Source organism: Streptomyces sp. NPDC057010, assembly GCF_042673805.1.
Lineage (GTDB): Bacteria > Actinomycetota > Actinomycetes > Streptomycetales > Streptomycetaceae > Streptomyces.
Genome location: NZ_JBHUSC010000020.1, coordinates 87,341 through 112,509 on the forward strand (window position 1 = coordinate 87,341; position 25,169 = coordinate 112,509).

The following is a 25,169-nucleotide window of genomic DNA, read 5'->3' on the forward strand; positions in this document are numbered from 1 at the left end:
GTTCACCGCCCTTCGAAGTCGATCCGTACGACGGCCACGTCGTCGTTGCGCAGGACCTGGCGCTCCCGCAGCCCCGTGATCCACTCCGTGAACCGTTCCAGGTCGTCCGGCCCGGAGAATTCCTGCAGTTCGTAGAGGGCTGAGGTGGGGTCCGGGGCCGTGAGGAACCAGGCCGCCAGGGCGTCGGTCATCAGCAGCAGCCGGTCGCCGGGCCGGGCGTCGCCCGCGGTGAACCGGGTGCGCTCCCTCAGCAGCACGGTGTCGTGGTTGCGGCTGCCGAACAGGTCGGGCGTGGTGCCGAACTCCTCCGGCCGCTGCACCGGGAACGAGCTCAGCAGCCGGTTCTCGCGCATGTGGAACAGGCAGCTGTCGCCCAGGGCGGCCGCCCGCCAGCGCCAGGCCGCCGCGGGCCCGGGCCCGGGGTCGACGCGGACGGCCAGGAGCGTCGCGAACGCGCCCGCGCCCAGCTTCGCCTGCTCGTACCACTTCAGCGGCCGGCCCTCCTCGGCACGGGCCAGCGTGTACGTCTCCAGCCACGGCTCCCACTGCGCCACGGCGCCCGCCGCGAACTCCTCGAACGCCGCACCGCCCGCCATGACCTCGGGCCGGTCCAGGGCCGCCGCGGCCGCCGCCCGGGACAGGATCCGGGCCCAGTCCTTGGCCAGCACGCTCTCCGTGGCGCCGTCGCAGACGCCCGCGGTCAGGGGAGTGCGGAGCATGTCGTCATGGGTGCAGGCCGGGAGCACGGCGACGGCGTCCTCGCACTCCGCTTCCGAGCTCCCGTGCTTGGGCACCACCAGGCGCGTGACGTACATGCAGGGTGGTGGCGCCGCGTTCACCGCAGCTCGGTGGCGCGGGTGCCGATGTCCAGGAACTGGACGATCGTGGTGATGTCCGCGTTGTAGACGAACCCGCGGGTCGTCTCGCTCACCCGCTGCCCCTGCGAGGCGGCGTACGAGCGCATGTGGCTCGGCAGCGGGCTCGACATGCCGAAGAGGGTGCGGGCGTAGCTGTCGGGCAGACCGTCGGCGCTGTCGGGGAACGCGGTCGGAGTCCCGCCCGCGGCCGAGACGTGCAGGTTGAACAGGAGGGCGGCGCCGTCGGCGGTGGCGTGGGAGGTGATGGCATCGGCCGCGGCGGAGGGGTCGCCGTCGGTGGACTCGCCGTCGGTCAGGTTGATGACGATGGGCGGGAAGCTCGCGGGGTAGCGCTCGGTCCAGCCGGCGACCAGGTTCTCGGCGTACTTCAGGGCGCGGTTCATGGGGGTGCCGCCGTGGGCGACCGGGTCCATCCACAGGGGGAAGTTGACGCTGGTCTCGACGAGGCCGCCGGCGCCGTCCGGGACCTTCTTGCTGCGCTGGTCGACGCGGGCGGGATGGTCCGCGACCTCGCTCAGCGGCACGATGTCCCGGCCCGCCAGCGAGCCGGCGAAGGCCGAGCCGACGTTCGCGCCGTACCCGATCACCGCGACGTGGAAGTAGTCGCGCACGCCCTCTTCCTTGGCGCACTTGATGGACAGTTCCGTCAGCAGCCGGTTGATCGCATCGGCGACGACATCGGCCTTCTGCTGGGGGACCTCGCCACCGATGGGGTCGCTCATCGATGTCGACTGGTCGACAAGGAAGATGATGCTCGTCGGATTGCTGCGGCTGATCTCGGCGGTGTAGGGCACCTGGAACTCCTGACGAGGTGGCGAAGGGGTCGTTCCGGCGGGGGACCCGACGTCACACCGGCCGGCACGCGTGCCGAGATCCCCCACGGGCGATGTTAGGGCGACGGCGGGGACCCCCAGGGGCGAATCTTGATCTTCCGGTACGGACCCTCGCTATCCGGCCAGTCCGGCCGCCCAGCGGGTCAAAGTGCCGAAGTCGCGGTCGCGCAGGCCGTGGCGGGGATGGATGCGCAGGAGGAGGGCCGGGGCCGGGTGGTGGGCGGCGACCCAGGCCCGGTCGGCCGGGGTGATCATGTCGTCGACCCAGGCGAAGGGACGGCCGCCCGCCCAGTCGAGGAGGGCGCGGGTCTTCCAGGAGAGGCCGTCCGGGTCGCGGGCGAAGAGTTCCGGCCATTCGACGACGGGCAGATCACCCGGTAGTCCGATGTGCGGGGCGATCAGCGTATTGGCCTGGTGCGTCCAGGCGGTGGCCCAGGCGAGTTCGAAGGGCAGGGCCAGCAGCCGGGGTCCGTGGGAGGGGTGGAGCCGGACCAGTGCGCCGCGGCGGGCGCTGCGGGATTCCGGGTCGCGGTAGGAGAGCCAGACGTCCGGTTTCATCCGGTGGCTCGTGTAGCCGCGCAGGCGGGCGAAGGGTGCGCGGAAGGGGTTGAGCGGGCCGTCCACGTCGAGGAGGAGCAGCGGTCGTTCAGTCATGAAGTACGCACTACCCAGTACACGATGGAGTGAAATGCCTACCGGCTCTATAACCCGAATGGGTTGGGCGCGTTGTTTCCGGTGCGGGCGCGACGCCCGCGAAACCCTCCGGAAGGCAGGAAAACTGATGCGTCACAGTCGTCGGAATGGCTTGATCGCGGCGGTGGTTGCGGGAGGCGGGCTGGCGGTCGCGGGTGTGGGCGGACTGGCTCACGCCGACGCGGACGCGAGCGGGCGGGCCGAACGGTCTCCGGGACTGCTGTCCGGGAATCTGGTGCAACTGCCGGTGCACGTCCCGGTGAACGTGTGCGGGAACACCGTGAGCGTGGTCGGCGTGCTCAACTCTGCCGCAGGGAACCGCTGTACGAACGGGAGTCCGGAGCCGGGGCCCTCGCAACCGTCGCCCCATCCCTCGCACCAGGCGAAACCCGGGGCCGGCAACGGCGGCGGAGCCGTCGCGGACGGGCGCGGAAAGGATTCGCCCGGGCTGCTGTCGGGCAACGGCCTCCAGCTGCCGGTCGACGTGCCCGTGAACATCAGCGGCAATGCGGTGAGCGTCGTCGGCGTCGGCAACGGCTCCCACGGGAACACCTCCGTCAACGGGCAGCCCCCCACCGGCGGCAAGCCGCCCCAGCCGTCGGTCACCGAGCGGCCGGTGACCCCGCCGCCCGCCCCGCCGCGGCCCGGCGGGTCCCTCGCGCACACCGGAGCCGACGGCGTCGGCTACCTGATCCCCGGCGGGGGAGCCCTGCTCCTGGGCGGCGTGCTCCTCTACCGCCGCTTCCGGATCGCCTAGGCCGTTTCCGGCAGGGCGCGCCAGCCGTCCAGGACGGCGTCGATCTGCGCCGCCAGCCGGGCCCGGGCCGCGAAGCGCGGGACGCCGGCCATCAGCAGGGCGTCGTACTCGGTGTCGGTGTGGCGCACGGCAGCCCGTACCGCGACCGAGACCGCCAGTTCGTCGAGGGCCCGGCCGGCCGCCGTACGGCCCACCCGCCCGCTGCCGCGCACCGAGGCGTGGGTGGCTATCGCCACGGCCCGGTCGGCCGGACACCCGGGGAACAGCCGCACGATCTCGGCGGCGAAGGCCGCCGTGAACCGGGTGTCCTCGGCCGCGCGGCGCAGCCGGTCACGCTCCCGGCGCCGCGCCCGCGCCTCGGCGTCCGCGAGGCAGGCGCGCTCCGCCCGGGCCAGGGCGGCATCCTCGACGAGGAGGCCCAGGCGTTCGTAGCGGCGGCGGCGCCGGTTGAAGCGCAGGACGACGGCGCAGAGCGAACTCCCCTCGCGGGAACGGCGGGTCAGCGCCGCGTCCCCGCGCGGGAGGTAGACCAGGTGCCCGAGATCGGCGCAGTCCAGGCAGCGCGGCACGCCCGCCTCGCGCACCAGGTGCCGGAGCGGGCCCTGCCGGCACTCCGCGCAGTGGATCTGCTTCTGGGACTCGAACACCACCAGGCTCATACCGGTGTGATACCGCCGCCCGGGCCGTCTATCACCTGGAGCCGGGCGGAGGTTGCTGTTTGACCAACTTCCCCTGGATGGCCGGATGCCCACCTACCGTGGCGCCAGCGGGCGGCACGGTCGGCCCGTGGAGGAGGGGGACATGGGTGGACGGCAGGCGACGGCACGACCTCCGGGGGCGGTGGCCTCGGGCGATCTCGTGGGCCGGGAGATCGTCATAGAACCCGGCGGATGCACCGGCTGGCACTACCACAGGGTGCCGCTGATTGCCTTGGTCAAATCCGGGACGCTGACCCGGATCCTGCGCGACCGCACGGTCGTGGTGCACGACGCCGGCTCCAGCTTCGTCGAGCCGGCCGGCCTCCGGCACATCCACCTCGGGCGCAACCTGGGCACCGAGCCCGTCGTGCTCTACGTGACCTGCGCCCTGGCCGAGGACGACCCCCTGTCCATACCCGCCCCCGCCCGCAGGTGCAGGTGCGGCTCACACCAGCCGGCGTATCTCCCCGCGCACCCGGTAGAAGCCTCCTGAGGCAGCGTGCAGCCCGTCGACCACGTACCGGGCGCCCACCTCCCGTATCCCGCGCGGGAACTGCACGTTCCAGCCGGGCTCGAAGCCCCCCGACACCACCTGCACCCGCATCCGGCCGCCCTGCTGGACGCACTCCACCACCACACCGCCCGCCGGAGCCGAGGCCACCGAGACGGTCGCCACCGCCGCGGGCGAGGCCGCAGGGGTGTACACGGGCAGCGCGGCCGCCGACTTCACGTCCACCGCGGCCGGCACCGATCCCTGCCGGGCCGCCGCGATCGCCTGCTCGCTCGCGTCCACGCAGACCAGCGAACCGTCCGTGGTGACCAGGTACAGCCGCTCGTCGAGATACTGCATGGACAGGGCCGCCCCGCTGCCCGTACCCAGCTTCCACAGCCGGCGCCCCTGCGCGTCGAAGCAGTACACCGACGAGGCGAGGTCGCCCGCGAAGACGTGCCGGCCGTCCGGGGAGGTCGCGCACGAGTACACCGCCGCATCGCACCGGTACGTCGCCTCCACCGCGCCGGTCGCCTTCGACAGCCGCTGTACGGTCTTGCGCCCGGTGCCCGCATACACCGCGTGCTCCTCCTGCCAGCCGAACAGCACGTTGCCGTCGGTCTCGGCGTGCCACAACTCCCGCCCGCCGTCCGGGGCGTACGCCGTGACCCCCTTGCTGTGCCCGTGGTAGACGGCCCGCTCGTCCGCCCGGACCATCCAGGCGTTGGTGCCGGCCGAGCGGCGCGACCACTGGAACTCGTCCTCGTGGTCGATGACCGTCAGACCGCCGCTGCGGTCGGACACGTTCAGCACGCCCTCGCGGATGTCGAGCCAGAAGATGTCCACATCCGCCGCTATGTCGTACGCCCCGAACGGCACCTTCGACGACAGGTCGTACACCGTGCCGTCGTCACAGCCCGCGTATATCCAGAACTCGTCCGCCACCAGGCACTTCACCCCGTCCGGCAGGGAGTAGCGGGCCAGCACCTCACCGCCGTGGCTCAGCGTGTACACATCGCCCGCCTGGTTGCCGACCCAGCAGCGGTCCTCGTCCACGTGGATCCCGAACGCCGACGAGCCCGTCCGGAAGCGCCACAGCACCGGCGCCACGGCCCGCGCCGTCGACGGAGCCGAGGTGACCTGGCGGCGGGTCACCGACCGCGCGGCGCGCTGCCCGGGCACCGCCGGCGCGTACCCCTTGCGGACCTTCTCCCCGATCTTCTTCGCGGCCGCCGCCCGGGCCTTGTCGGTGGTCGGGAACGAGGAGCTCTGCAGCTGGCCGGCCGCGCCGATGCGCCCGTACCGCACCGAGACGGCGGTGCCGTCGAGCGTCACCTCGTAGAACTTGTGCGCCGCGCCGTCGTCCTGCGACAGCTCCAGATACGTCGTCTCCCGAGCCATGACAGACCCCTCCCCAAAGGCCGGGCCACCGGCTTCCGTTCCGCCGGTGATCCCTCGTGAAAAACGCTACGGGCCACCACTGACAATGGGCTGGTGCAGCTGGAAGCGATCACATGGCAGCGGATGGCCGAGCGGCTCGCCGGTCACCTCGACGACCCCGGCACCCGCCCCGAACAGGGAGGTTGGCAGCGGGTGGGCATCGACGGAGCCCCGGCCGCCGGCACCGGCACGCTCGCCGGGGAGCTCGCCGACGCCCTGCGGGCGCGCGGTCGGTCGGTCCTGGTGGTGCAGGCCGAGGGCTTCCTGCGGCCGGCCTCCCTCCGCTTCGAGTTCGGCCGCGAGGACGTGCACTCGTACCTCGGCGGCTGGTACGACACCGCCGCGCTCTGGCGGGAGGTGTTCGGCCCCACGGACCCCGGCGGCACCGGGCGGGTGCTGCCCGACCTGTGGGACCCGGCGACCGACCGGGCCACCCGCAGCCCGTACACCGAACTCCCGCCCGGCGGCGTGGTGATCGTGCACGGCCCGCTCCTGCTGGGCCACTGGTTCCCCTTCGACCTCAGCGTCCACATCCGGCTCTCCCCGGGCGCGCTCGCCCGCCGCACCGAGGAGTCCGCACGCTGGACCCTGCCCGCCTTCGCCCGCTACGAGGCGGACACCGACCCGTCATCGGCCGCCGACGTACTGGTCCGGGCCGACGACCCCCGCCATCCCGCCTGGACCGGCATCCGCGGGGGCGGGTGACCCACCCGGGGCCGGCGTGTCAGGGCCTGCCACCCAGCCGGGTGACGGCCAGCGCCGCGGTGTGGCAGCCGGCGCGGGCGGCCTCCGCCGGGTCCGCACCCGCCAGGCGGGCCGCGAGGAAGCCGCCGGTGAACGCGTCCCCGGCGCCGGTGGAGTCCACCGCGTCGGCCGCCTCCGCGGCGACCTCGGCGGTGATCCGGCCCCGCTCGGCGACCAGCGCCCCGGCCGCGCCCCGCGTGACCACCACCAGCGGTATCCGGCGGCTCAGCTCCGCCGCCGCCCGGGCCAGTCCGGCGGGCTCCGGCAGCCCGGCGAGCAGCCGCGCCTCGTCCTCGTTCGGCAGCAGTACGTCGGCCCCCGCCACGGCGTCGAGGAACCGGCGCGGGCCCAGCGTGATCAGGAATCCGGCCGAGGCGGGGTCCACGCTCACCGGTATCCCCCGGCTCCGGGCCGCCCGCAGCGCGATCAGGGCCAGCTCCCGGCTGCTGTCGGCGAAGAAGAGGTAGCCGGACAGGTGGAGATGGGCCACCCCGTCGAGCAGGGAGGGATGCCAGTCGGCGGGGCACAGCCGCAGCGCGGCCCCGCTGTCCGTCAGGAAGGTCCGCTCCGCGTCCTTGCCGACCAGCGCGACCACCGTCCCGGTCGGCTCCTCGCGGTCGACCACCAGCCGCGGCCGCACCCCCGCGTCCACCAGCGCCCGCTCGTGCCAGCGCGCGGACTCGGTGCCCACGCGGGCGAGGAGCCGTACCTCCGCGGCCCCCGTCTGCGCCGCCCAGCAGGCCGCGTTCGCCCCGGCGCCGCCGGGCAGGGTCCGGATCCGGGCGGCCGTGTCAGTGGCCGGAGCCAGTGGTTCCGGGTGCACCGCCACCACGTCGGTCACCACGTCCCCGACGATCAGCAGCGCCCCCGGCCCGCCGGGGCGGCCCGTGGTGCCCGCGCCGCCCGTGCCGGAGTCGTCCCCTCCGTCTGCCGCGCCCCGGCCGGTCCCGTGCCCGTCGGCGCGGCCCGTCCCGCTCATGCCCGCGCCGCCCAGGCCCCCGCGATCCCGGCCCCGAGCCGCACGTTGCCCCGTACGGCCGCCAGGTTCGCCTCCAGCGAGGCCCCGCCCGTCGCCCGTACCAGGAACCCCAGCAGGAACGGGGTCACCGCCTGCCCGGTGATCCCCCGCTCCCGGCACTCCGCCAGCGCCTGCGCCAGCACCCGGTCGTGCAGCTCCGGATCCAGCTGCTCCGCCTCCGCCACCGGATTGGCCACCAGCAGCGCCGACTCCGGTCCGCCCAGCGCGTCCTGAGCGGCCATCACCGCCGCGACCTCCTCCGGCCCCTGCGCGGTCCAGTCCACCGGCTCGCCCGAATCGGCCAGGTAGAACCCGGGGAAGCGCTGCGTCCGGTACCCCAGCACCCCCACCCCGAGCGTCTCCAGCCGCTGCAGCGTGGCCGGCACGTCCAGGATCGACTTCACCCCCGCGCACACCACCGTGATCCGCGTCCGTGCCAGCAGCGAGAGGTCCGCCGACTCGTCCTGCGTCTGCGTCCACTCCCGGTGTACGCCGCCCAGCCCGCCCGTCGCGAAGACCCGCAGGCCCGCCCGCGCCGCCAGGAAGGCCGTCGCGGACACGGTCGTCGCCCCCGTAGCCCCGGCCGCCAGCGCGGGCGCCAGATCCCTGTGGCCGAGCTTGCGCACCCCCTCCCCGCCCGCGATCCGCTCCAGCTGCGCCTTGTCCAGGCCCGCGTACGCGACCCCGTCGAGGACCGCGATCGTCGCCGGAACCGCACCCTCCGACCGGACCAGATCCTCCAGTTCGAGGCCCACCGCCAGATTGCGGGGGCGCGGCAGACCGTGCGCGATGATCGTCGACTCCAGGGCCACCACGGGCCTGCGCCGGGCGAGCGCCTCGCGCACCTCTTCGGACAGGGCCACCGGTCCGCCGGACAGGGATGCAGTTGCTGCTGTGTGCTGTGACATGTCCCCATCCATGGCACGGGATTGACGCCCCCAAACGCGCTCCCGCCCCAGCCGCCCCAACCTGTCCGAGTAGCGTTCCCCCATGGACACGCGGGGCTTCTACGACGAACTGGCCGACCGGTACGACCTCCTGTACGCGGACTGGGACGCGGGCACGGCCCGTCAGGGCAGGGCCCTCGACGCCCTGCTCACCGCCGCACTGGGCCCGGGCCCGCACACGGTCCTCGACAGCGCCTGCGGAATCGGCACCCAGGCCCTGGGCCTCGCGGCACTGGGCCACCGGGTCACGGGGGCCGACCTCAGTCCCGTCTCGGCCGCACGCGCCGCGCGGGAGGCCGCGGGGCGGGGGCTCACCCTGCCCGTCGCGGCCGCCGACATGCGGGCCATGCCCTTCGCGGACGCCTCCTTCGACGCCGTGGTCTGCGCCGACAACGCCCTGCCGCACCTCCTGACGGCCACGGACGTCCGCGCCGCACTGGCCGAAACCCTGCGGGTCCTGCGCCCCGGCGGCCTGCTCCTGCTCTCCACCCGCCCGTACACCCAGCTGCGCCGGGCCCGGCCGCAGAGCGAGGCCCCGCACGTGCGCAAGGGGCCCGAGGGGCGGACGGTCACCTTCCAGCTGTGGCACTGGCACGCCGACGGGGAACGGTACGACCTGGAGCTCTTCCAGCTGCTGCCGACCGGCGACACCTGGACCACGCGGACGTCGAGCGCGACGTACTGGGCGCTGCCGGAGGAGCGGACCGCGGAGTTCGCCCGGCAGGAGGGCTTCCGGGACACGGTCTGGCACGCGCCGGAGGACACCGGGTTCCACCAGCCGGTCCTCGCCGCCAGGCGGCCCGACCGAGGCGGGCGGGCGGACTGGACAGGGTGACTCCCCGGCGGGGCGGTTGCTGGACGCTCCGCTCACCGCGCCGCGCGGCCGGGCCGGATTAGGCTGGCGCGCCATGAGCACCAGTGATCACGCAGCACAGGCAGCGGCTGCCGGGCCGGCCCCCGCCTCCTTCGCCGTCTCCGTACCCGACCTCCCCGACTCCGAGCTGGAGGCCGAAGACCTCGACCCCGACCAGATCGTCTCCGGCGAGCCCGTGGTGACGGGCAGGGTGCTGTGGGAGTCGGCAGACGGCAGGCAGGTGCGCGGGATCTGGCAGATCACCCCGGGCGTGGTCACCGACGTCGAGGCCAACGAGCTGTTCGTGGTGGTCAGCGGCCGCGCCACGATCGAGGTCGAGGGCGGCGCGACCCTGGAGGTGGGCCCCGGCAGCGCGTGCGTGCTCCGGGAGGGCGACAGGACGACCTGGACCGTGCACGAGACGCTCCGCAAGGCCTACCACATCAGCTACTGACCCCCTTCGCGGGCGCGGGCGGCGTCGCGGGGTGGCGGCGGGCGGTGAACAGCGCGAGCGCCGCCAGCGGCAGCAGCAGGCCGGCGCCGATGGCGTTCAGCCAGCCGTAGCCCGCCTGGGCCATCACCAGGCCGGCGGAGGCGCCGCCCACGCCCGCGGCCGTGTTCATGGTCAGGTCGCTCAGGCCCTGTACGGCGGCGCGGGCGGGCTGCGGGACCGAGTCGGTCAGCAGCGCCGAACCGGACACCATCCCCGCGGACCAGCCGAGGCCGAGCAGGAACAGCCCGGCGCCGCTCTGCGCATGGTTCCCGGAGGCGGTCCCGGCGAGCAGCGCGGCGAGCGACAGGAGCCCGGCGGCGAGGCCGATGACGGACAGCCTGCCGAGCCGGTCGGCGAGCCAGCCCATGACCGGCGAGAAGGCGAACATGCCGGCGATGTGCACGCTGATGACCAGCCCGATGAGCTGCAGGCCGGCGCCGTGGTGGCCCAGGTCCATCGGGGTCATGACCATGATCGAGACCATGGTGGTGTGGGACACGGCGACGGTGACGAGGGCCAGCCGAGCGCGCGGGGAGGCCTTCACGGCGGCGAACCCCGCGCGCAGCGAGCGGCCCTCGCGGGTCTGCTCCTCGGGCGCCGCCAGCGCACGGGCGGTCAGCAGCGGGTCCGGCCGCAGGAGCACGCCGATCAGCGTGCCGGTGAGGACGAAGACGGCGGCGGCCCACACGAAGGGGCCCGCCGTCTCGGGTATGGAGGTCCCGGCGAAGCTGCGGCTGGCCGGGGCGGACAGGTTGGGCCCGAGCACCGCGCCGATGGTGGACGCCCACACGACGACGGAGATGGCCCGCGCCCGGCGGTCCGGGGCGGCGAGGTCGGCGGCGGCGAACCGGGCCTGGAGGTTGGCGGAGGAGGCGGCGCCGAAGGCGGCCATGCCGAGCAGGAGCAGCGGGAGGCTCTTGACGGTGGCGGCGAGGACGACCAGGGCCGCGCCGGTGGCCCCGATCGCGTACGCCAGGACCAGCCCGGGGCGGCGGCCGCGGGCGGTCATCAGCGCGGCGAGCGGCAGCGAGACCAGGGCGGTGCCGATCACAGCGGCGGTGGAGGCGAGGCCGGACATGGCCTCGGTGCCGCTGATCTCGGTCGCGAGGACGGGGGCCAGGGCGATGCTGATGGGCACGCCCAGCCCGCCGAGGATCTGGCTGGCGATGAGCACCGCGGAGGTGCGGCGCTGCAGCCGGGCCAGGTCCGGGAGGCCGGACGGCGGAGCGGTCCGGTCCGTGCCGGGTGTGGCGGTCACGCCGTACACCTCCTCTGCGGGGGCGCCTGGGGGGCGCGGGAGGGCGGACCGGGCGGTGCGGCGGAGGTAGTCACCGCGGCAGTGTGCCACCCCTTACCGCGTGGCGGAACCGGAATTCGGCGCCCGCGGCTGCGCGCCTCGGCCGCCGCCGGGGCGGAAGGTGCCCGCGGGGCGGTCCGGCCCGCCGCCCGCGCAGGCCGTGCACCCCGGCCCGCCCGCACCCTGCCGCTCGCGCCGCGCACTCGGCACCCCTCAGAACAGCGGCTGCGGAAGCACGCCCTCCAGGGCGAGCAGCAGCCGCTTGGTCTCGATGCCGCCGCCGAAGCCGCCGATGCCCCCGTCGTTCTCCACGACCCGGTGGCAGGCCACCACCAGCGGCAGCGGATTGGACCCCATGGCGTTGCCGACGGCCTGCGCGGCGCCCGGCTGGCCGACGCGGGCGGCCAGCTCCCCGTAGCCGACAACCGCTCCGTACGGCACGGAGCGGTCGAGCTCCTGGAGCACCTGCCGGTTGAAGCCGGAGCTGAGCCGCCAGTCCAGCGGCAGGTCGAAGCGCCGCAGCGCACCGGAGAAGTACGCGGCCAGCTGGCGTATGGGCTCGGCCAGCAGCACCTCCTCGCCCGGCGCGGGCCGTACGGCGTCGGCGCCGAGCCGGGAGACGAGCGGGCCGATCATGGCCTCGACCCGCTCCGGCCCGGCATGGAACTCGACCCGGACCAGACCCTCGGGGGTCGCCGCCAGGAGGAGGGGCCCGACGCCGGAGGCGACGACGGTCCATTCGAGGTGCGGCCCGCGCGGCCGCTCGGTGCTGTCCACCCGTCCACCGTACGGCGGAGGACCGACAGCGACCCCGCGGCGGTGGCCGCCGGCGGGCTCAGAACCCGCCGACCGCCTCCTGCACGACGTCCGGGGCGTTGGTGATGATCCCGTCCACCCCCATCGCCTGCACCTTCCGGGCGGTCGCGGCGTCGTCCACGATCCAGGTGTCCACCTCCATGGCCTTGCCGTGGGCGCCCAGCAGGTCGTGCACCGCCGTGACCCACTCCTCCGAGATCGTCGTGTGCCACGGGTTGATCCGGTCGGTGAACTGCGCGTACTTCGGCAGGTCCGCCACCGTCGGGGTGCCCAGGAAGGCCGTCACGAGCTCCGGTCGCAGACCGTGCACGATGCGTACGCTGTCGGCGCTGAAGCTCTGCACCACCAGGCGCTCCGTCACGTGGCGCTCGTCGAGCCAGCCCAGCTCGCCCAGCAGCTGCAGGGTCTGCTCCTCGATGCCCGGGTAGAGCTCCGGCTTCTTGATCTCCAGCAGCAGCCGCTGCTGGTTGCGCTGCACCCGGTTCATGTACTCCCGCAGGGTCGGCACCCGGGCGCCCGCGAACTCCTCGTCGAACCAGCTGCCCGCGTCCAGGCGGGCGATCTCCGCCGCCGTGAAGTCCTTGACCCGCCAGGGCCTGCGGTCCGGGAAGACCTCTTCGACGTCGGTGGTCCGGGCCAGGGTGTCGTCGTGGATCACCACCAGCTCGCCGTCCTTGGTGCGCTGCACGTCGTTCTCGACCCAGTCGATGCCCAGCCGCATCGCCAGGTCGATCGCGTCGAGGGTGTTCTCCGGGGCGTACGCGGAGGCCCCCCGGTGGGCGTACACCACGGGCCCGCCCAGTGCCGCCCGGCCGGTGGCGGTGGCGGATCCGGAGCCGGTGGGGGCGGCGGCGGACGAAGCCGTCCCGCCCAGCAGGGTGAGGGTGAAGCCCAGGAATGCGGCGGCGGCCGCGGCGGCGGGTCGGACGTACATGTGCGTTCTCCTCGGGTCGTGAACCCTGTTCCTGCGTCAGACGGGTGCGGAGCGGCAGACGTTGCGGCGATGTACTTCACGGCGGGGCCTTCACCGCGATCATGGGGTTGAAGATCACCGGGCCGCCACCGAACTACGACAAACGGACCAGAAGGGATGAGATTTGCCGGGCGCGTCCGGACCCGCCGGAGCCTCGCGGAGCGGCGCGGCTGCGTGAGTGTCAGTGGGGGGTCGTACGGTTGACTCATGCGGCCCGTATCGAAGATCGAACGCACGGTGGCGCCTTTCGAGGTCGTCAGCTCCTACCAGCCCAGCGGCGACCAGCCGGCGGCCATCGCCGAGCTGGAGAAGCGCATCCGTGCAGGTGAGAAGGATGTCGTCCTGCTGGGTGCGACCGGCACCGGCAAGTCGGCCACGACCGCCTGGATGATCGAGAAGCTCCAGCGCCCCACGCTGGTGATGGCGCCGAACAAGACGCTCGCCGCCCAGCTCGCGAACGAGTTCCGCGAGCTGCTGCCGAACAACGCCGTCGAGTACTTCGTCTCGTACTACGACTACTACCAGCCCGAGGCCTACGTCCCGCAGTCGGACACGTACATCGAGAAGGACTCCTCCATTAACGAGGAAGTGGAGCGGCTGCGCCACTCCGCGACGAACTCGCTCCTCACCCGGCGCGACGTCGTCGTGGTCGCCTCCGTCTCCTGCATCTACGGCCTCGGCACCCCGCAGGAGTACGTCGACCGGATGGTCCCCCTCAAGGTGGGCGAGGAGATCGACCGGGACCAGCTGCTGCGCCGCTTCGTGGACATCCAGTACACCCGCAACGACATGGCCTTCACCCGTGGCACCTTCCGGGTGCGCGGCGACACCGTCGAGATCTTCCCGGTCTACGAGGAACTGGCCGTCCGCATCGAGATGTTCGGCGACGAGATCGAGGCCCTCTCCACCCTGCACCCGCTGACCGGCGAGGTCATCAGCGAGGACCGCGAGCTGTACGTCTTCCCCGCCAGCCACTACGTCGCCGGCCCGGAGCGCATGGAGAAGGCGATCCGCGGCATCGAGGCCGAGCTGGCCGAGCGCCTCACGGAGCTGGAGAAGCAGGGCAAGATGCTGGAGGCGCAGCGGCTGCGCATGCGCACCACCTACGACCTGGAGATGATGCGCCAGATCGGGTCCTGCTCCGGCATCGAGAACTACTCGCTGCACATGGACGACCGCGAGCGCGGCTCCGCGCCCAACACCCTCATCGACTACTTCCCCGAGGACTTCCTCCTCGTCATCGACGAGTCGCACGTGACCGTGCCGCAGATCGGCGCCATGTACGAGGGCGACGCCTCGCGCAAGCGGACCCTGGTCGACCACGGCTTCCGCCTGCCGTCCGCGCTCGACAACCGCCCGCTGAAGTGGGAGGAGTTCCAGGAGCGGATCGGCCAGACCGTCTACCTGTCGGCGACCCCCGGCAAGTACGAGCTCTCGCGCGGCGACGGCTTCGTCGAGCAGATCATCCGCCCCACCGGCCTCGTCGACCCCGAGGTCGTCGTCAAGCCCACCGAGGGCCAGATCGACGACCTGGTGCACGAGATCCGTCAGCGCGTCGAGAAGGACGAGCGGGTCCTGGTCACCACCCTCACCAAGAAGATGGCCGAGGACCTCACGGACTACTTCCTGGAGCTCGGCATCCAGGTCCGCTACCTGCACAGCGACGTGGACACCCTGCGCCGCATCGAGCTGCTGCGCGAGCTGCGGTCCGGCGAGTTCGACGTACTGGTGGGCATCAACCTGCTGCGCGAGGGCCTCGACCTGCCCGAGGTGTCCCTGGTGGCGATCCTGGACGCCGACAAGCAGGGCTTCCTGCGCTCCGGCACCTCGCTGATCCAGACCATCGGCCGCGCGGCGCGCAACGTCTCCGGCCAGGTCCACATGTACGCCGACACCGTCACCCCGGCGATGGCCCAGGCGATCGAGGAGACGAACCGCCGCCGGGAGAAGCAGGTCGCCTACAACACGGCGAACGGCATCGACCCGCAGCCGCTGCGCAAGAAGATCAACGACATCGTCGCCACCATCGCCCGCGAGGAGCTCGACACCGAGGAGCTCCTGGGCACCGGATACCGGCAGGCGAAGGACGGCAAGGGGGCCCAGGCCCCGGTGCCGGCGCTCGGGGCCAAGGCGAAGGCGGCCGGAAAGGGCGCCAAGGGCACCAAGGGCGCGGCGAAGGGCACCGAGGTGCTCACCGACCGGCCCGCCGCGGAACTGGCCTCGCTCATCGAGCAGATGACCGAGCGGATGCGGGCGGCGGCCGCGGAGCTGCAGTTCGAGGTCGCGGCCCGGATCCGGGACGAGGTCGGCGAGCTGAAGAAGGAGCTGCGGCAGATGAAGGAAGCGGGCCTCGCCTGACCGGGAGCCTGTCAGTAGGGTTGGTGCACGGCCGCAGGTACACGCTGCGCGCTCGTTATTGGGGCGGGCTTATGAGAGGGGACACCGCGTGACGGTCAACATGACCAAGGGTCAGGCCATCAGTCTGCAGAAGGCGGACGGGGGCACGCTGACCGCGGTCCGGATGGGACTCGGCTGGCAGGCGGCGAAGCGCCGCGGGCTGTTCGGCTCGCGGACCAGGGAGATCGACCTGGACGCCTCGGCGGTGCTCTTCGCCGACAAGCAGCCGGTGGACGTGGTCTTCTTCCGGCACCTGCAGAGCGACGACGGCTCGGTCCGGCACACCGGTGACAACCTCGTCGGCGGCGCCGGCCAGGGCGGGGACGACGAGTCCATCCTCGTCGACCTCCAGCGCGTGCCGGTGCACATCGACCAGATCGTCTTCACGGTGAACTCCTTCACCGGCCAGACGTTCCAGGAGGTGCAGAACGCGTTCTGCCGCATCGTCGACGAGACCAACGGCCAGGAGCTGGCCCGCTACACCCTCGACGGCGGCGGCCAGTACACCGCGCAGATCATGGCGAAGGTGTCCCGCGCCGGCGGAGGCTGGAAGATGACGGCCCTGGGCAACCCGGCCAACGGCCGCACGTTCCAGGACCTGATGCCGGCGATCCTGCCGCACCTGTAGGCGAAGAAACACGGGGGGAGACGGGACGATGGCGGCCGAACTGGTCCGGGGGCAGAACCACGCCCTGCCCGAACACAAGGTGCGGATCACGGTCTCGGCGGGCACACCGGTGCTCGCCCTGGCCTCGCTCGGCGACGAGCGGGGAGCCGTGACGGGCCCGGAGGGAATCGCGCACCCCGGTGCGCACGCCCTCCCAGGGGTGGAGGCGTCCGACGGATCCGCCGACCGGCACCGGTTCGCCGTCGACCTGGACGCGGTGGACGCCGCGGTGCACCGGGTCGGCGTCCTGCTCTCCCTGCCGCCCGGCGGCCCGGCCCGCTTCGGGGCCGTCGCGGCCTCGCACATCGCCGTCGCGGGAGCAGACGGCACGGAGATCGCCGAGTACACCCTGACCGGGCTGGATGCGGAGACCGCCGTCGTCGCCCTGGAGCTCTACCGGCGCCAGGGGGCCTGGAAGGTCCGTGCCGTCGGCCAGGGCTACGCCGGCGGCCTCGCCGCCCTGTTCGCCGACCACGGGCTCAGCGCGCCCGCCGCCGCCGAACTGGCGGCGCGCGTGGACGCGTCCGTCGCCGCCCCGGTGGCACCCGACCCGGTCCCCGTGTCCGGAGTCCCGTACGCGGGTACCCCGGGCCCGGCCCCCGAGCCCTCGCCCGCTCCCGAGGCCGCGCCGTCTCCCGCGATCGGGGCCGACGGGACCATCAACTACGCCCACCCGCGCCGCCGCCGCACCAGCACCGAGCCGCCCGAGCCCGCGCCGCGGGCCGAGCAGCCGGCGGAGCCCGGGCAGCCCCCGCGCCCCGTCGCCGGGGACGCCAGCGGCTGGTCCATGGACGAGCGGCTCTACAACCAGGTCTGGGGCATGTTCGAGGACCTGGCCCGCACCGTCGCCGCCTACCGGGGCGCCGTCGAATTCGCCGACTCCCGGATGGACCGCGAGCTCGACGAGGCCCTGTCCGACCCGCGCCACCGCCTCGGCGGATCGGGCAACGCCGCCCGCGACACCGCCCGGGCCCGCCGCGACGAGCTCGTCGCCCAGGCCCAGGCCGTCCTCGACCGGGACCTCGCGCAGCTCACCGCCGAGTGCGAGGTGGTCGAGCCCGCGCTGCCCGCCTCGTACGCCCGCTGGGACAACCCGGTCTGGCACGCCCACCGGCTGCCCGAGGAGGGCCCGCTGGCCCTGCGCCTGGGGGACCTGCACCTGCCCGAGCGGCCCGATCTGCGCATCCCCATGCTCGTGCGGCTCCCGCTGGAGCGCGGGCTGTGGATCGACAACGGGCGCACCGGCTCCGAGGCAGCGATGGCCATGGACACCGACCGGCTGCGCCGGGCCGCCATGGACATGGCCGTCGCCCACGCGGCACGGCTGCTCGCGGTCCACCCCGGCGACCGGATCTCCGTCCACGTCATCGACGCGGCCGGGGCCGGTGCCGCCTCGCTGGCGCCGCTCGTGCGCGCCGGGGTGCTGGCCGGGCCGCCCGCCGCCGGGGCCGCCGGGGTCTCCGAGACCCTGGAGCGGCTGACCCGCCGGGTGGACCTCGTACAGATGGCGCTGCGGGCCGGTGCTCCCGAGGACCTGCCGCCGGATGTGGACACGGCCGAGCAGCTGCTGATCGTGCACGACTTCCCGCACGGCTTCGACGACCGGGCCGTCACCCGTCTGCGCTACCTCGCCGACGAGGGGCCGGCGGTCGGCGTGCACCTGCTGATGGTCGCGGACCGTGACGAGGCCTCGGCCTACGGGCCGCTGCTGGATCCGCTGTGGCGCTCGCTGATGCGGCTGTCCCCGGTGCCGGACAACCACCTCGCCGACCCGTGGGTCCACCACGCCTGGACTTTCGAACCGGACCTGCCCCCGCAGGGGAGCCGCGTCCTCGACCTGGCCCTGGAGCGGGTGGCGGAGGTCCGGCGCACCGGTCGATGACTTTCCGATGACCGGTACTTGGCATTCTCTTTACCTTTTCCGACCTTGGCGGGTACCCTGGTGAGCGCGGAGGGGAGTATTCCTGCTTTCCTGCTACGGCGTGCCCGTCAATACGGACCGGTTCGGTCACACGAACCCAGTCGGTCCCGGGGCGCCGGCCCACGGCCTCCAGGTCGCCCGGGTGGAAGAGACCTCCGGCAGCGATGACGCTGACGAAGTGCTGAGCCATCCGCCGGAGGCGTGTCAACCGTGGAAGTTTCCTGGACCCTGTGGACGCTGACCATTCTTGGTCTGTCCCTCCTCATCGGCGCCGATTTCTTCATCGGCCGCAAACCTCACGACGTATCGATCAAGGAAGCAGGCACCTGGACGGTCGTCTGGATCGTCCTCGCCGCACTCTTCGGCCTCGGCCTGTGGTTCTTCGGGAACGGCCAGGCCTCGCAGGAGTTCTTCGCGGGCTTCATCACCGAGAAGTCGCTGAGCGTGGACAACCTCTTCGTCTTCGTCCTGATCATGGCGAAGTTCGCGGTGCCCTCGCACCTCCAGCAGCGCGTGCTGCTCGTGGGCGTGCTGATCGCCCTCGTGCTGCGCGCGGTCTTCATCGCGGCCGGCGCCGCGATCATCGCCAGCTTCTCCTGGGTCTTCTACATCTTCGGCGCGTTCCTGATCTACACCGCCTGGAAGCTGATCCAGGAGGCGCGCAAGGACGACGAAGACGAGGAGTTCGAGGAGAACCGTCTCCTCAAGTCCGTCGAGAAGAAGTTCGGCGTCGCCGACAAGTACCACGGCACCAAGCTCTTCATCCGGAACAACGGCAAGCGCGTCCTGACCCCGCTGATGGTCGTCATGCTCGCCATCGGCACCACCGACGTACTGTTCGCCCTGGACTCGATCCCCGCGATCTTCGGCCTCACCCAGGACCCGTACATCGTCTTCACGGCCAACGCCTTCGCCCTCATGGGCCTGCGCCAGCTGTACTTCCTCATCGGGGGCCTGCTCAAGAAGCTGGTCCACCTCAGCTACGGCCTGTCGATCATCCTCGGCTTCATCGGCGTCAAGCTGGTGCTGCACGCCCTCCACGAGAACGGCGTGCACGTCCCGGTGATCTCGATCCCCGTCTCCCTCGGCGTCATCTGCGGTGTCCTGGTCATCACCACGATCACCAGCCTGATGGCCTCGAAGAAGCAGGCGGCGGCCGAGGCCGCCGCCCGCCCGGAGAGCATCGACGCCTGAGCGGGCCCGCGCGTCTAGGCGGGGGCGGTGGCCGTTTCGGCCGCCGCCCCCGGCCGCGTCCGTACGACCGCCGGATTGGTCTCGGGAAGCAGCGCGAAGCAGCCCAGGCTGAGCAGGGCGATCCCGCTCAGGTACGCGGCGACCCCCCACGGCGGCCCCGAGCCGTCCGCGAGCGCCGTCGCCACGATCGGGGTCAGCGCCCCGCCCAGCACGCCGCCCAGGTTGTAGCCGACGGCCGCGCCCGTGCAGCGGATCCGCGGCGCGTACAGCTCCGGCAGGTACGCACCCACCACGGCGAACATCGTGACCATGCCGAACAGGGCCCCCACGAAGCCCAGTGTCATCAGCAACGGCTCCGCCGTGCGCAGCAGGGCCACGAACGGGAACATCCACAGCGCGCAGGCCGTGCAGCCGATCAGGCACAGGGGACGCCGGCCGTAGCGGTCGCCCAGCAGCGCCACCAGCGGAGTCGCCAGGCCCTTGAGGGCGACCGCCGCCATGATGCAGGCCAGCATGACGCTGCGGCCCGCGCCGAGGTGCTCGGTGGCGTACGCGAGGGACCAGGTGGTGACCGCGTAGAAGACGGCGTACCCGACGGCGAGCGCCCCGCCGGTCAGCAGGAGCAGCCGCCAGTGGCCGCGGACCACCTCGGACAGCGGGGCCTCGGCCCGGCGGCCCGTGTCGGCCAGTGCCCGGAACTGCGGGGTCTCCTCGACGGAGCGCCGCAGCCACAGCCCGGCCAGCGCCAGTACCCCGGCCGCCCAGAACGGCACCCGCCAGCCCCACGCGGTGAACTGGGCGTCGGTCAGCGTCGCGGACAGCGCGAGGACGATGCCGTTGGCGAGCAGGAAGCCCACCGCCGGGCCGATCTGCGGGAAGCTCGACCACAGGCCCCGGCGCCGCTCGGGGGCGTGCTCGGCGGTCAGCAGCACCGCGCCGCCCCACTCGCCGCCGAGTCCGAGGCCCTGGAGGAAGCGCAGCAGGAGCAGCAGTACGGGGGCTGCCGTGCCGATCGAGCCGTACGTGGGCACGCAGCCGACGGCGACCGTGGCGAGGCCCGTGAGCAGCAGGGAGGCCAGGAGCACCGGGCGGCGGCCGTGCCGGTCGCCGATGTGGCCGAAGAGCGCCGAGCCCAGGGGGCGGGCGAGGAAGCCGACGCCGAAGGTGCCGAAGGCGGCCAGGGTGCCGGCGAGCGGGGAGAAGGACGGGAAGAAGAGCGGGCCGAGCACGAGCGCGGCAGCGGTCCCGTAGACGAAGAAGTCGTAGAACTCGATGGCGGTCCCGGCGAGCGCGGCCGAGGCGAGCCGCAGCATGCCCGGGTGGCCTGCGGCGCCGGGCCGGGAGGGCTCGGGGGACGGGGCGGGGTCTTGTTGCATGATGCAGCAAATACCCCTTCCCCGTCCCTCAGGACGTGAGTTCGGCCCCTATCGACCGGAAGGAGTGCATCGCGTACCGAAGTTGACGGATGGCGGGGCTCTACCAGCCGCGCTCGCGCCATTCGGCGAGGTGCGGCCGCTCGGCGCCGAGCATGGTGTCGTTGCCGTGTCCCGGGTAGACCCAGGTCTCGTCCGACAGCTGGTCGAAGAGCTTGTGTTCCACGTCGTCGATCAGGCTGGCGAAGGCCTTCGGGTCGCCCCAGGTGTTGCCGACGCCGCCGGGGAAGAGGCAGTCGCCGGTGAAGACGTGCGCGTGCCCGTGCGGGTCGTCGTAGATCAGGGCGATCGAGCCGGGAGTGTGTCCGACCAGGTGGCGGGCGGTCAGCTTGACCCGGCCGACCTGGATCGTGTCCCCGTCCGCCACCGCCACGTCGGTGGGCACCGGGATGCCCTCGGCGTCGAGGGCGCCCGCGTACGTCCGCGCCCCGGTCGCCGCGACCACCTCCTGGAGCGCGCCCCAGTGGTCGCCGTGCCGGTGGGTGGTGACGACGGACGCGATGCCGTCGTCGCCGATCAGGCTCAGCAGGGTGGTGGCCTCGGCGGCCGCGTCGATGAGCAGCTGCTCGTCGGTGGCCCGGCAGCGCAGCAGGTAGGCGTTGTTGTTCATCGAACCCACCGCGACCTTGGAAATCATCAGGTCCGCGAGCTCGTGCACGTCGGCCGGACCGCCGACCTTGACCTCTCCGGTGTACGTCATGTCCTGATCCTAGAGCGGGGGGAGCTCGGGGAGGCCGTCCCCGGCCTCGAGGGAGAGGTGGGCGCCCTGGAGGCCGCGGCCGGCCAGCCAGCCGAGCAGCTCGTCGGGCGGGCCGACCAGGATCACGGGGGTGCCCTCGGGGCCGCCCGTGTGCCAGACGCGGTCGTCGTGGTACGTCTTCAGGGTCACCGGCGGAACCTCCGGGCGCCCGGACCAGCGGTCGGCGAGGAAGGTGATCTCGCGATCGGTGAACTCGTCCGGGAGGTCGGCGAGCTCGTAGCCGATGTTCAGGTCGACGTGGTGCAGGGCGACCTCGACCCAGCGGCGGAAGGGTACGTTCGAGGCCAGGTCGGTGACGCCGTTGCGCAGCTCGACCGTGCGGGACCAGTCCTGGGCGGGCTCGGCGGTGGCGAGGAAGCGGGCCCCGGAATCACGGAGGTCCGCCAGGTGTTCTTCCAGGGGCCGACCGGAGTCGCGCTCGATGTCCGCGTCGCGTGCCGAGGCGCTCTCGTACATGGGACGGCCTTCGAGGACGTTCACGAGGGCGTCGGCGTTGCGTGCGAGGTGGGCCAGGATGTGGCCCCGGGTCCAGCCGGGCAGATGTGACTGCTCGGTCAGGGCGGCGTCGTCCAGTTTCGCGACCGCGGTCAGCAGTCGCTCCGTGGCTTCACGTACAGATCGCAGGTCGTGCACATGATCAGTCATGACGGCGAGCCTAGTGGCTGCCGGGTCGCGGCCACACGATCGGGTGAAGAGGTCTGCGGAGTGCCGTAAATCGAATGTGCGTGCTATACGCTCGAAGTCCAGACTCCAACTCCACCGCAGTGGCGCCCCCCATACCCTGGGACGGGGGCCCGTGCCCCCCGGCTCTCTCAAGAAAGGTGCGGACCGGCGTGACCGACCGTCTCATCGTTCGTGGCGCTCGCGAGCACAACCTCAAGAACGTCTCGCTCGACCTGCCCCGCGACTCACTCATCGTCTTCACCGGACTCTCCGGGTCGGGCAAGTCCTCCCTGGCCTTCGACACGATCTTCGCCGAGGGCCAGCGCCGCTACGTCGAGTCGCTCTCGTCGTACGCCCGCCAGTTCCTCGGGCAGATGGACAAGCCCGACGTCGACTTCATCGAGGGCCTCTCCCCGGCCGTCTCCATCGACCAGAAGTCGACCTCGCGCAACCCGCGCTCGACCGTGGGCACCATCACCGAGGTCTACGACTACCTCCGCCTCCTCTTCGCCCGCATCGGCAAGCCGCACTGCCCCGAGTGCCGGCGCCCCATCTCCCGCCAGTCGCCGCAGGCGATCGTCGACAAGGTGCTCGCGCTCCCCGAGGGCAGCCGCTTCCAGGTGCTCTCGCCGCTGGTGCGCGAGCGCAAGGGCGAGTTCGTCGACCTCTTCTCCGACCTCCAGACCAAGGGCTACAGCCGGGCGCGCGTGGACGGGCAGACCATCCAGCTGTCCGAGCCGCCCACGCTGAAGAAGCAGGAGAAGCACACCATCGAGGTGGTCATCGACCGCCTCACCGTCAAGGACAGCGCCAAGCGCCGGCTCACCGACTCGGTGGAGACCGCCCTCGGCCTCTCCGGCGGCATGGTCATCCTGGACTTCGTCGACCTCGCCGAGGACGACCCCGAGCGTGAGCGGATGTACTCCGAGCACCTCTACTGCCCGTACGACGACCTGTCCTTCGAGGAGCTGGAGCCGCGCTCCTTCTCCTTCAACTCGCCCTTCGGCGCCTGCCCCGAGTGCACCGGCATCGGCACGCGCATGGAGGTGGACCCGGAGCTGATCGTTCCGGACGAGGAGAAGTCCCTCGACGAGGGCGCGGTCTCGCCGTGGTCGCTCGGCCACACCAAGGACTACTTCCAGCGGCTGGTCGGCGCGCTCGCCGGCGAACTGGGCTTCCGGACCGACATCCCCTGGGCCGGACTGCCGCTGCGCGCGAAGAAGGCCCTGCTCTACGGGCACAAGACGCAGATCGAGGTCCGCTACCGCAACCGGTACGGGCGCGAGCGGGCCTACACCACGGCCTTCGAGGGCGCCGTGCCGTTCGTCAAGCGGCGGCACGCGGAGTCGGAGAGCGACGCCAGCCGCGAGCGCTTCGAGGGCTACATGCGCGAGGTGCCCTGCCCGACCTGTGAGGGCACCCGGCTCAAGCCGATCGTGCTCGCGGTGACGGTGATGGAGAAGTCCATCGCCGAGGTGGCCGCCATGTCGATCAGCGAGTGCGCGGACTTCCTCGGCCGGATGCGGCTCGACGCCCGTGACAAGAAGATCGCCGAGCGGGTCCTGAAGGAGGTCAACGAGCGGCTCCGCTTCCTCGTGGACGTCGGCCTCGACTACCTCTCGCTCAACCGGGCCGCCGGCACCCTGTCCGGTGGCGAGGCCCAGCGCATCCGCCTCGCGACGCAGATCGGCTCCGGCCTGGTCGGGGTGCTCTACGTACTGGACGAGCCCTCCATCGGCCTGCACCAGCGGGACAACCACCGGCTGATCGAGACCCTGGTGCGGCTGCGGGACATGGGCAACACGCTCATCGTGGTCGAGCACGACGAGGACACCATCAAGGTGGCGGACTGGGTCGTGGACATCGGCCCGGGCGCCGGCGAGCACGGCGGCAAGGTCGTGCACAGCGGTGCGCTGAAGGACCTGCTGAAGAACGCCGAGTCGATGACCGGGCAGTACCTGTCGGGCAAGCGGTCCATCCCGCTGCCGCTCGTACGGCGGCCGGTGAACGGGGAGCGCAGGCTCACCGTGCACGGCGCCCGGGAGAACAACCTCCAGGACATCGACGTGTCCTTCCCGCTGGGCGTGCTCACGGCCGTGACCGGCGTCTCGGGCTCCGGAAAGTCGACGCTGGTCAACGACATCCTCTACACGCACCTGGCGCGCGAGCTGAACGGCGCGCGCTCGGTGCCGGGGCGGCACACGCGGGTGGACGGGGACGACCTCGTCGACAAGGTCGTGCACGTGGACCAGTCGCCGATCGGCCGGACGCCGCGGTCGAACCCGGCGACGTACACGGGTGTCTTCGACCACGTGCGGAAGCTGTTCGCGGAGACGATGGAGGCGAAGGTGCGCGGCTACCTGCCGGGCCGCTTCTCCTTCAACGTCAAGGGCGGCCGGTGCGAGAACTGCTCCGGCGACGGCACGATCAAGATCGAGATGAACTTCCTGCCGGACGTCTACGTCCCGTGCGAGGTCTGCCACGGCGACCGGTACAACCGGGAGACGCTGGAGGTCCACTACAAGGGCAAGTCCATCGCGGAAGTCCTCAACATGCCGATCGAGGAGGCGCTGGACTTCTTCGAGGCGGTGCCGACGATCTCGCGGCACCTGCGGACGCTGACGGAGGTCGGGCTGGGGTACGTACGGCTGGGCCAGTCCGCGCCGACGCTGTCGGGTGGTGAGGCGCAGCGCGTGAAGCTGGCCTCCGAGCTGCAGAAGCGGTCGACGGGGCGGACGGTGTACGTGCTGGACGAGCCGACGACGGGTCTGCACTTCGAGGACATCTCGAAGCTGATCAAGGTGCTGTCGGGGCTCGTGGACAAGGGGAACTCGGTGATCGTCATCGAGCACAACCTCGACGTCATCAAGGTCGCGGACTGGGTCATCGACATGGGTCCCGAGGGCGGCTACGGCGGCGGTCTGGTGGTGGCCGAGGGGACACCGGAGCAGGTCGCGTCGGTGGGGGCGAGCCACACGGGCAAGTTCCTGCGGGACATCCTGGGGGCGGACCGGGTCTCCGACGCCGGGGCGCCTCCGGCGCGGGGGGCCGCGAAGAAGGCCCCGGCCAAGAAGACGGCTGCCGCTGCCGCGAAGAAGACCGTTCCCGCCCAGAAGACGCGGGCTCGGAAGGCGTAGCCCGGGCTGCCGGGGGCGTGCCGCGCGTTCGTCTGCGGCGCCGTTGCCGGGGGCTCTGCCCCCGGAC

Annotated in this window: 23 protein-coding genes; 10 read left to right on the forward strand and 13 right to left on the reverse strand. The window is 72.5% G+C overall.

The genetic code is table 11. The annotated features are described in order from the left end of the window. Positions 1 to 2: 2 nt before the first annotated feature. The 3 genes from ACFTXQ_RS18910 to ACFTXQ_RS18920 form a co-directional block, all read right to left on the reverse strand. Positions 3 to 815 carry a hypothetical protein gene (locus ACFTXQ_RS18910; RefSeq protein WP_382642138.1) on the reverse strand — a complete coding sequence of 271 codons (813 nt, stop codon included), beginning with the start codon at positions 813 to 815 and terminating at the stop codon, positions 3 to 5. Between the two features lie 20 nt (positions 816 to 835). Then, complete coding sequence (locus tag ACFTXQ_RS18915; protein WP_382642140.1) at positions 836 to 1,672, reverse strand: VWA domain-containing protein; 837 nt, start codon at positions 1,670 to 1,672, stop codon at positions 836 to 838. Positions 1,673 to 1,825: 153 nt separating this feature from the next. Continuing rightward, entirely contained in the window at positions 1,826 to 2,365 is a 540-nt protein-coding gene (locus ACFTXQ_RS18920) for a hypothetical protein (RefSeq protein ID WP_382642142.1), read from the reverse strand. A gap of 196 nt (positions 2,366 to 2,561) precedes the next feature. On the opposite strand from ACFTXQ_RS18920, the gene ACFTXQ_RS18925 reads away from it, so the two are divergent. After that, complete coding sequence (locus ACFTXQ_RS18925) at positions 2,562 to 3,161, forward strand: chaplin (protein WP_382642144.1); 600 nt, start codon at positions 2,562 to 2,564, stop codon at positions 3,159 to 3,161. On the opposite strand, the gene ACFTXQ_RS18930 is transcribed toward ACFTXQ_RS18925, so the two are convergent. Next, positions 3,158 to 3,820 carry a DUF2293 domain-containing protein gene (locus tag ACFTXQ_RS18930; RefSeq protein ID WP_382642146.1) on the reverse strand — a complete coding sequence of 221 codons (663 nt, stop codon included), beginning with the start codon at positions 3,818 to 3,820 and terminating at the stop codon, positions 3,158 to 3,160. The two genes, ACFTXQ_RS18925 and ACFTXQ_RS18930, sit on opposite strands and share 4 nt — an antisense overlap. A gap of 142 nt (positions 3,821 to 3,962) precedes the next feature. On the opposite strand from ACFTXQ_RS18930, the gene ACFTXQ_RS18935 reads away from it, so the two are divergent. Further along, the gene (locus ACFTXQ_RS18935; protein WP_382642148.1) at positions 3,963 to 4,352 is read left to right on the forward strand and encodes a cupin domain-containing protein; all 390 of its coding nucleotides are present in this window, start codon (positions 3,963 to 3,965) and stop codon (positions 4,350 to 4,352) included. Here ACFTXQ_RS18935 and ACFTXQ_RS18940 read toward each other — a convergent pair. Then, complete coding sequence (locus ACFTXQ_RS18940) at positions 4,305 to 5,750, reverse strand: WGR domain-containing protein (protein WP_382642150.1); 1,446 nt, start codon at positions 5,748 to 5,750, stop codon at positions 4,305 to 4,307. The genes ACFTXQ_RS18935 and ACFTXQ_RS18940 overlap by 48 nt on opposite strands. A 93-nt stretch (positions 5,751 to 5,843) precedes the next feature. On the opposite strand from ACFTXQ_RS18940, the gene ACFTXQ_RS18945 reads away from it, so the two are divergent. Further along, positions 5,844 to 6,494: a uridine kinase gene (locus ACFTXQ_RS18945; RefSeq protein WP_382642152.1), complete on the forward strand. Its 651-nt coding sequence runs from the start codon at positions 5,844 to 5,846 to the stop codon at positions 6,492 to 6,494. 19 nt (positions 6,495 to 6,513) lie between these two features. Here the strand turns inward: ACFTXQ_RS18945 and ACFTXQ_RS18950 are convergent, their stop codons facing one another. Both ACFTXQ_RS18950 and ACFTXQ_RS18955 read right to left on the reverse strand, forming a co-directional pair. Further along, on the reverse strand, positions 6,514 to 7,512 hold the full coding sequence (locus tag ACFTXQ_RS18950; RefSeq protein WP_382642154.1) for a carbohydrate kinase family protein: 999 nt from the start codon (positions 7,510 to 7,512) through the stop codon (positions 6,514 to 6,516). Next, on the reverse strand, positions 7,509 to 8,459 hold the full coding sequence (locus tag ACFTXQ_RS18955; RefSeq protein ID WP_382642156.1) for a pseudouridine-5'-phosphate glycosidase: 951 nt from the start codon (positions 8,457 to 8,459) through the stop codon (positions 7,509 to 7,511). The genes ACFTXQ_RS18950 and ACFTXQ_RS18955 overlap by 4 nt, the downstream gene beginning before the upstream one ends. Before the next feature lie 82 nt (positions 8,460 to 8,541). Here ACFTXQ_RS18955 and ACFTXQ_RS18960 point away from each other — a divergent pair, with 82 nt between their 5' ends. Together ACFTXQ_RS18960 and ACFTXQ_RS18965 are read left to right on the forward strand one after the other, a co-directional pair. Next, positions 8,542 to 9,333, forward strand: a complete 792-nt coding sequence (locus tag ACFTXQ_RS18960) for a methyltransferase domain-containing protein (RefSeq protein WP_382642157.1) — start codon at positions 8,542 to 8,544, stop codon at positions 9,331 to 9,333. Between the two features lie 73 nt (positions 9,334 to 9,406). Then, positions 9,407 to 9,805, forward strand: coding sequence for a cupin domain-containing protein (locus tag ACFTXQ_RS18965; protein ID WP_382642159.1), 399 nt, complete (start codon positions 9,407 to 9,409; stop codon positions 9,803 to 9,805). On the opposite strand, the gene ACFTXQ_RS18970 is transcribed toward ACFTXQ_RS18965, so the two are convergent. The 3 genes from ACFTXQ_RS18970 to ACFTXQ_RS18980 form a co-directional block, all read right to left on the reverse strand. Beyond that, the gene (locus ACFTXQ_RS18970) at positions 9,795 to 11,102 is read right to left on the reverse strand and encodes an MFS transporter (RefSeq protein WP_382642161.1); all 1,308 of its coding nucleotides are present in this window, start codon (positions 11,100 to 11,102) and stop codon (positions 9,795 to 9,797) included. The genes ACFTXQ_RS18965 and ACFTXQ_RS18970 overlap by 11 nt on opposite strands. A gap of 252 nt (positions 11,103 to 11,354) precedes the next feature. Then, positions 11,355 to 11,918 (reverse strand): methylated-DNA--[protein]-cysteine S-methyltransferase, encoded by a 564-nt coding sequence (locus tag ACFTXQ_RS18975; protein ID WP_382642163.1) that lies wholly within the window; start codon positions 11,916 to 11,918, stop codon positions 11,355 to 11,357. 58 nt (positions 11,919 to 11,976) lie between these two features. After that, entirely contained in the window at positions 11,977 to 12,891 is a 915-nt protein-coding gene (locus tag ACFTXQ_RS18980; RefSeq protein WP_382642165.1) for a glycerophosphodiester phosphodiesterase, read from the reverse strand. Between the two features lie 246 nt (positions 12,892 to 13,137). Between ACFTXQ_RS18980 and uvrB the strand changes: the two genes are divergently transcribed. The 4 genes from uvrB (at position 13,138) to ACFTXQ_RS19000 (ending at position 19,109) form a co-directional block, all read left to right on the forward strand. After that, positions 13,138 to 15,288, forward strand: coding sequence for an excinuclease ABC subunit UvrB (gene uvrB, locus ACFTXQ_RS18985; protein WP_382642167.1), 2,151 nt, complete (start codon positions 13,138 to 13,140; stop codon positions 15,286 to 15,288). Positions 15,289 to 15,376: 88 nt separating this feature from the next. Next, complete coding sequence (locus ACFTXQ_RS18990) at positions 15,377 to 15,955, forward strand: TerD family protein (protein ID WP_382642169.1); 579 nt, start codon at positions 15,377 to 15,379, stop codon at positions 15,953 to 15,955. Between the two features lie 28 nt (positions 15,956 to 15,983). Beyond that, positions 15,984 to 17,876, forward strand: a complete 1,893-nt coding sequence (locus ACFTXQ_RS18995) for a TerD family protein (RefSeq protein ID WP_382642170.1) — start codon at positions 15,984 to 15,986, stop codon at positions 17,874 to 17,876. A 249-nt stretch (positions 17,877 to 18,125) separates the two neighbouring features. After that, a complete protein-coding gene (locus ACFTXQ_RS19000) occupies positions 18,126 to 19,109 on the forward strand; it encodes a TerC family protein (protein ID WP_382642171.1) in 984 nt (327 codons plus the stop codon). Positions 19,110 to 19,123: 14 nt separating this feature from the next. Here the strand turns inward: ACFTXQ_RS19000 and ACFTXQ_RS19005 are convergent, their stop codons facing one another. The 3 genes from ACFTXQ_RS19005 to ACFTXQ_RS19015 all read right to left on the reverse strand — a co-directional run bounded on the left by ACFTXQ_RS19005 (position 19,124) and on the right by ACFTXQ_RS19015 (position 21,947). Then, positions 19,124 to 20,422: an MFS transporter gene (locus ACFTXQ_RS19005; RefSeq protein WP_382642185.1), complete on the reverse strand. Its 1,299-nt coding sequence runs from the start codon at positions 20,420 to 20,422 to the stop codon at positions 19,124 to 19,126. 163 nt (positions 20,423 to 20,585) lie between these two features. After that, the gene (locus tag ACFTXQ_RS19010) at positions 20,586 to 21,242 is read right to left on the reverse strand and encodes an MBL fold metallo-hydrolase (protein ID WP_382642173.1); all 657 of its coding nucleotides are present in this window, start codon (positions 21,240 to 21,242) and stop codon (positions 20,586 to 20,588) included. A gap of 9 nt (positions 21,243 to 21,251) precedes the next feature. After that, positions 21,252 to 21,947, reverse strand: coding sequence for a maleylpyruvate isomerase family mycothiol-dependent enzyme (locus tag ACFTXQ_RS19015; RefSeq protein ID WP_382642175.1), 696 nt, complete (start codon positions 21,945 to 21,947; stop codon positions 21,252 to 21,254). Between the two features lie 188 nt (positions 21,948 to 22,135). Between ACFTXQ_RS19015 and uvrA the strand changes: the two genes are divergently transcribed. Further along, positions 22,136 to 25,102 (forward strand): excinuclease ABC subunit UvrA, encoded by a 2,967-nt coding sequence (uvrA, locus tag ACFTXQ_RS19020; protein WP_382642177.1) that lies wholly within the window; start codon positions 22,136 to 22,138, stop codon positions 25,100 to 25,102. The last annotated feature ends 67 nt before the right edge of the window (positions 25,103 to 25,169 follow it).

Coding starts and splice junctions, on each gene's coding strand:
- ACFTXQ_RS19010 (WP_382642173.1), bottom strand. CDS start 21,242: ATGACGTACACCGGAGAGGTCAAGGTCGGCGGTCCGGCCGACGTGCAC.
- ACFTXQ_RS19005 (WP_382642185.1), bottom strand. CDS start 20,422: ATGCTGCGGCTCGCCTCGGCCGCGCTCGCCGGGACCGCCATCGAGTTC.
- ACFTXQ_RS19015 (WP_382642175.1), bottom strand. CDS start 21,947: ATGACTGATCATGTGCACGACCTGCGATCTGTACGTGAAGCCACGGAG.
- ACFTXQ_RS18940 (WP_382642150.1), bottom strand. CDS start 5,750: ATGGCTCGGGAGACGACGTATCTGGAGCTGTCGCAGGACGACGGCGCG.
- ACFTXQ_RS18955 (WP_382642156.1), bottom strand. CDS start 8,459: ATGTCACAGCACACAGCAGCAACTGCATCCCTGTCCGGCGGACCGGTG.
- ACFTXQ_RS18910 (WP_382642138.1), bottom strand. CDS start 815: ATGTACGTCACGCGCCTGGTGGTGCCCAAGCACGGGAGCTCGGAAGCG.
- ACFTXQ_RS18935 (WP_382642148.1), top strand. CDS start 3,963: ATGGGTGGACGGCAGGCGACGGCACGACCTCCGGGGGCGGTGGCCTCG.
- ACFTXQ_RS18960 (WP_382642157.1), top strand. CDS start 8,542: ATGGACACGCGGGGCTTCTACGACGAACTGGCCGACCGGTACGACCTC.
- ACFTXQ_RS18920 (WP_382642142.1), bottom strand. CDS start 2,365: ATGACTGAACGACCGCTGCTCCTCCTCGACGTGGACGGCCCGCTCAAC.
- ACFTXQ_RS18965 (WP_382642159.1), top strand. CDS start 9,407: ATGAGCACCAGTGATCACGCAGCACAGGCAGCGGCTGCCGGGCCGGCC.
- ACFTXQ_RS18980 (WP_382642165.1), bottom strand. CDS start 12,891: ATGTACGTCCGACCCGCCGCCGCGGCCGCCGCCGCATTCCTGGGCTTC.
- uvrB (WP_382642167.1), top strand. CDS start 13,138: ATGCGGCCCGTATCGAAGATCGAACGCACGGTGGCGCCTTTCGAGGTC.
- ACFTXQ_RS18950 (WP_382642154.1), bottom strand. CDS start 7,512: ATGAGCGGGACGGGCCGCGCCGACGGGCACGGGACCGGCCGGGGCGCG.
- ACFTXQ_RS18930 (WP_382642146.1), bottom strand. CDS start 3,820: ATGAGCCTGGTGGTGTTCGAGTCCCAGAAGCAGATCCACTGCGCGGAG.
- ACFTXQ_RS18995 (WP_382642170.1), top strand. CDS start 15,984: ATGGCGGCCGAACTGGTCCGGGGGCAGAACCACGCCCTGCCCGAACAC.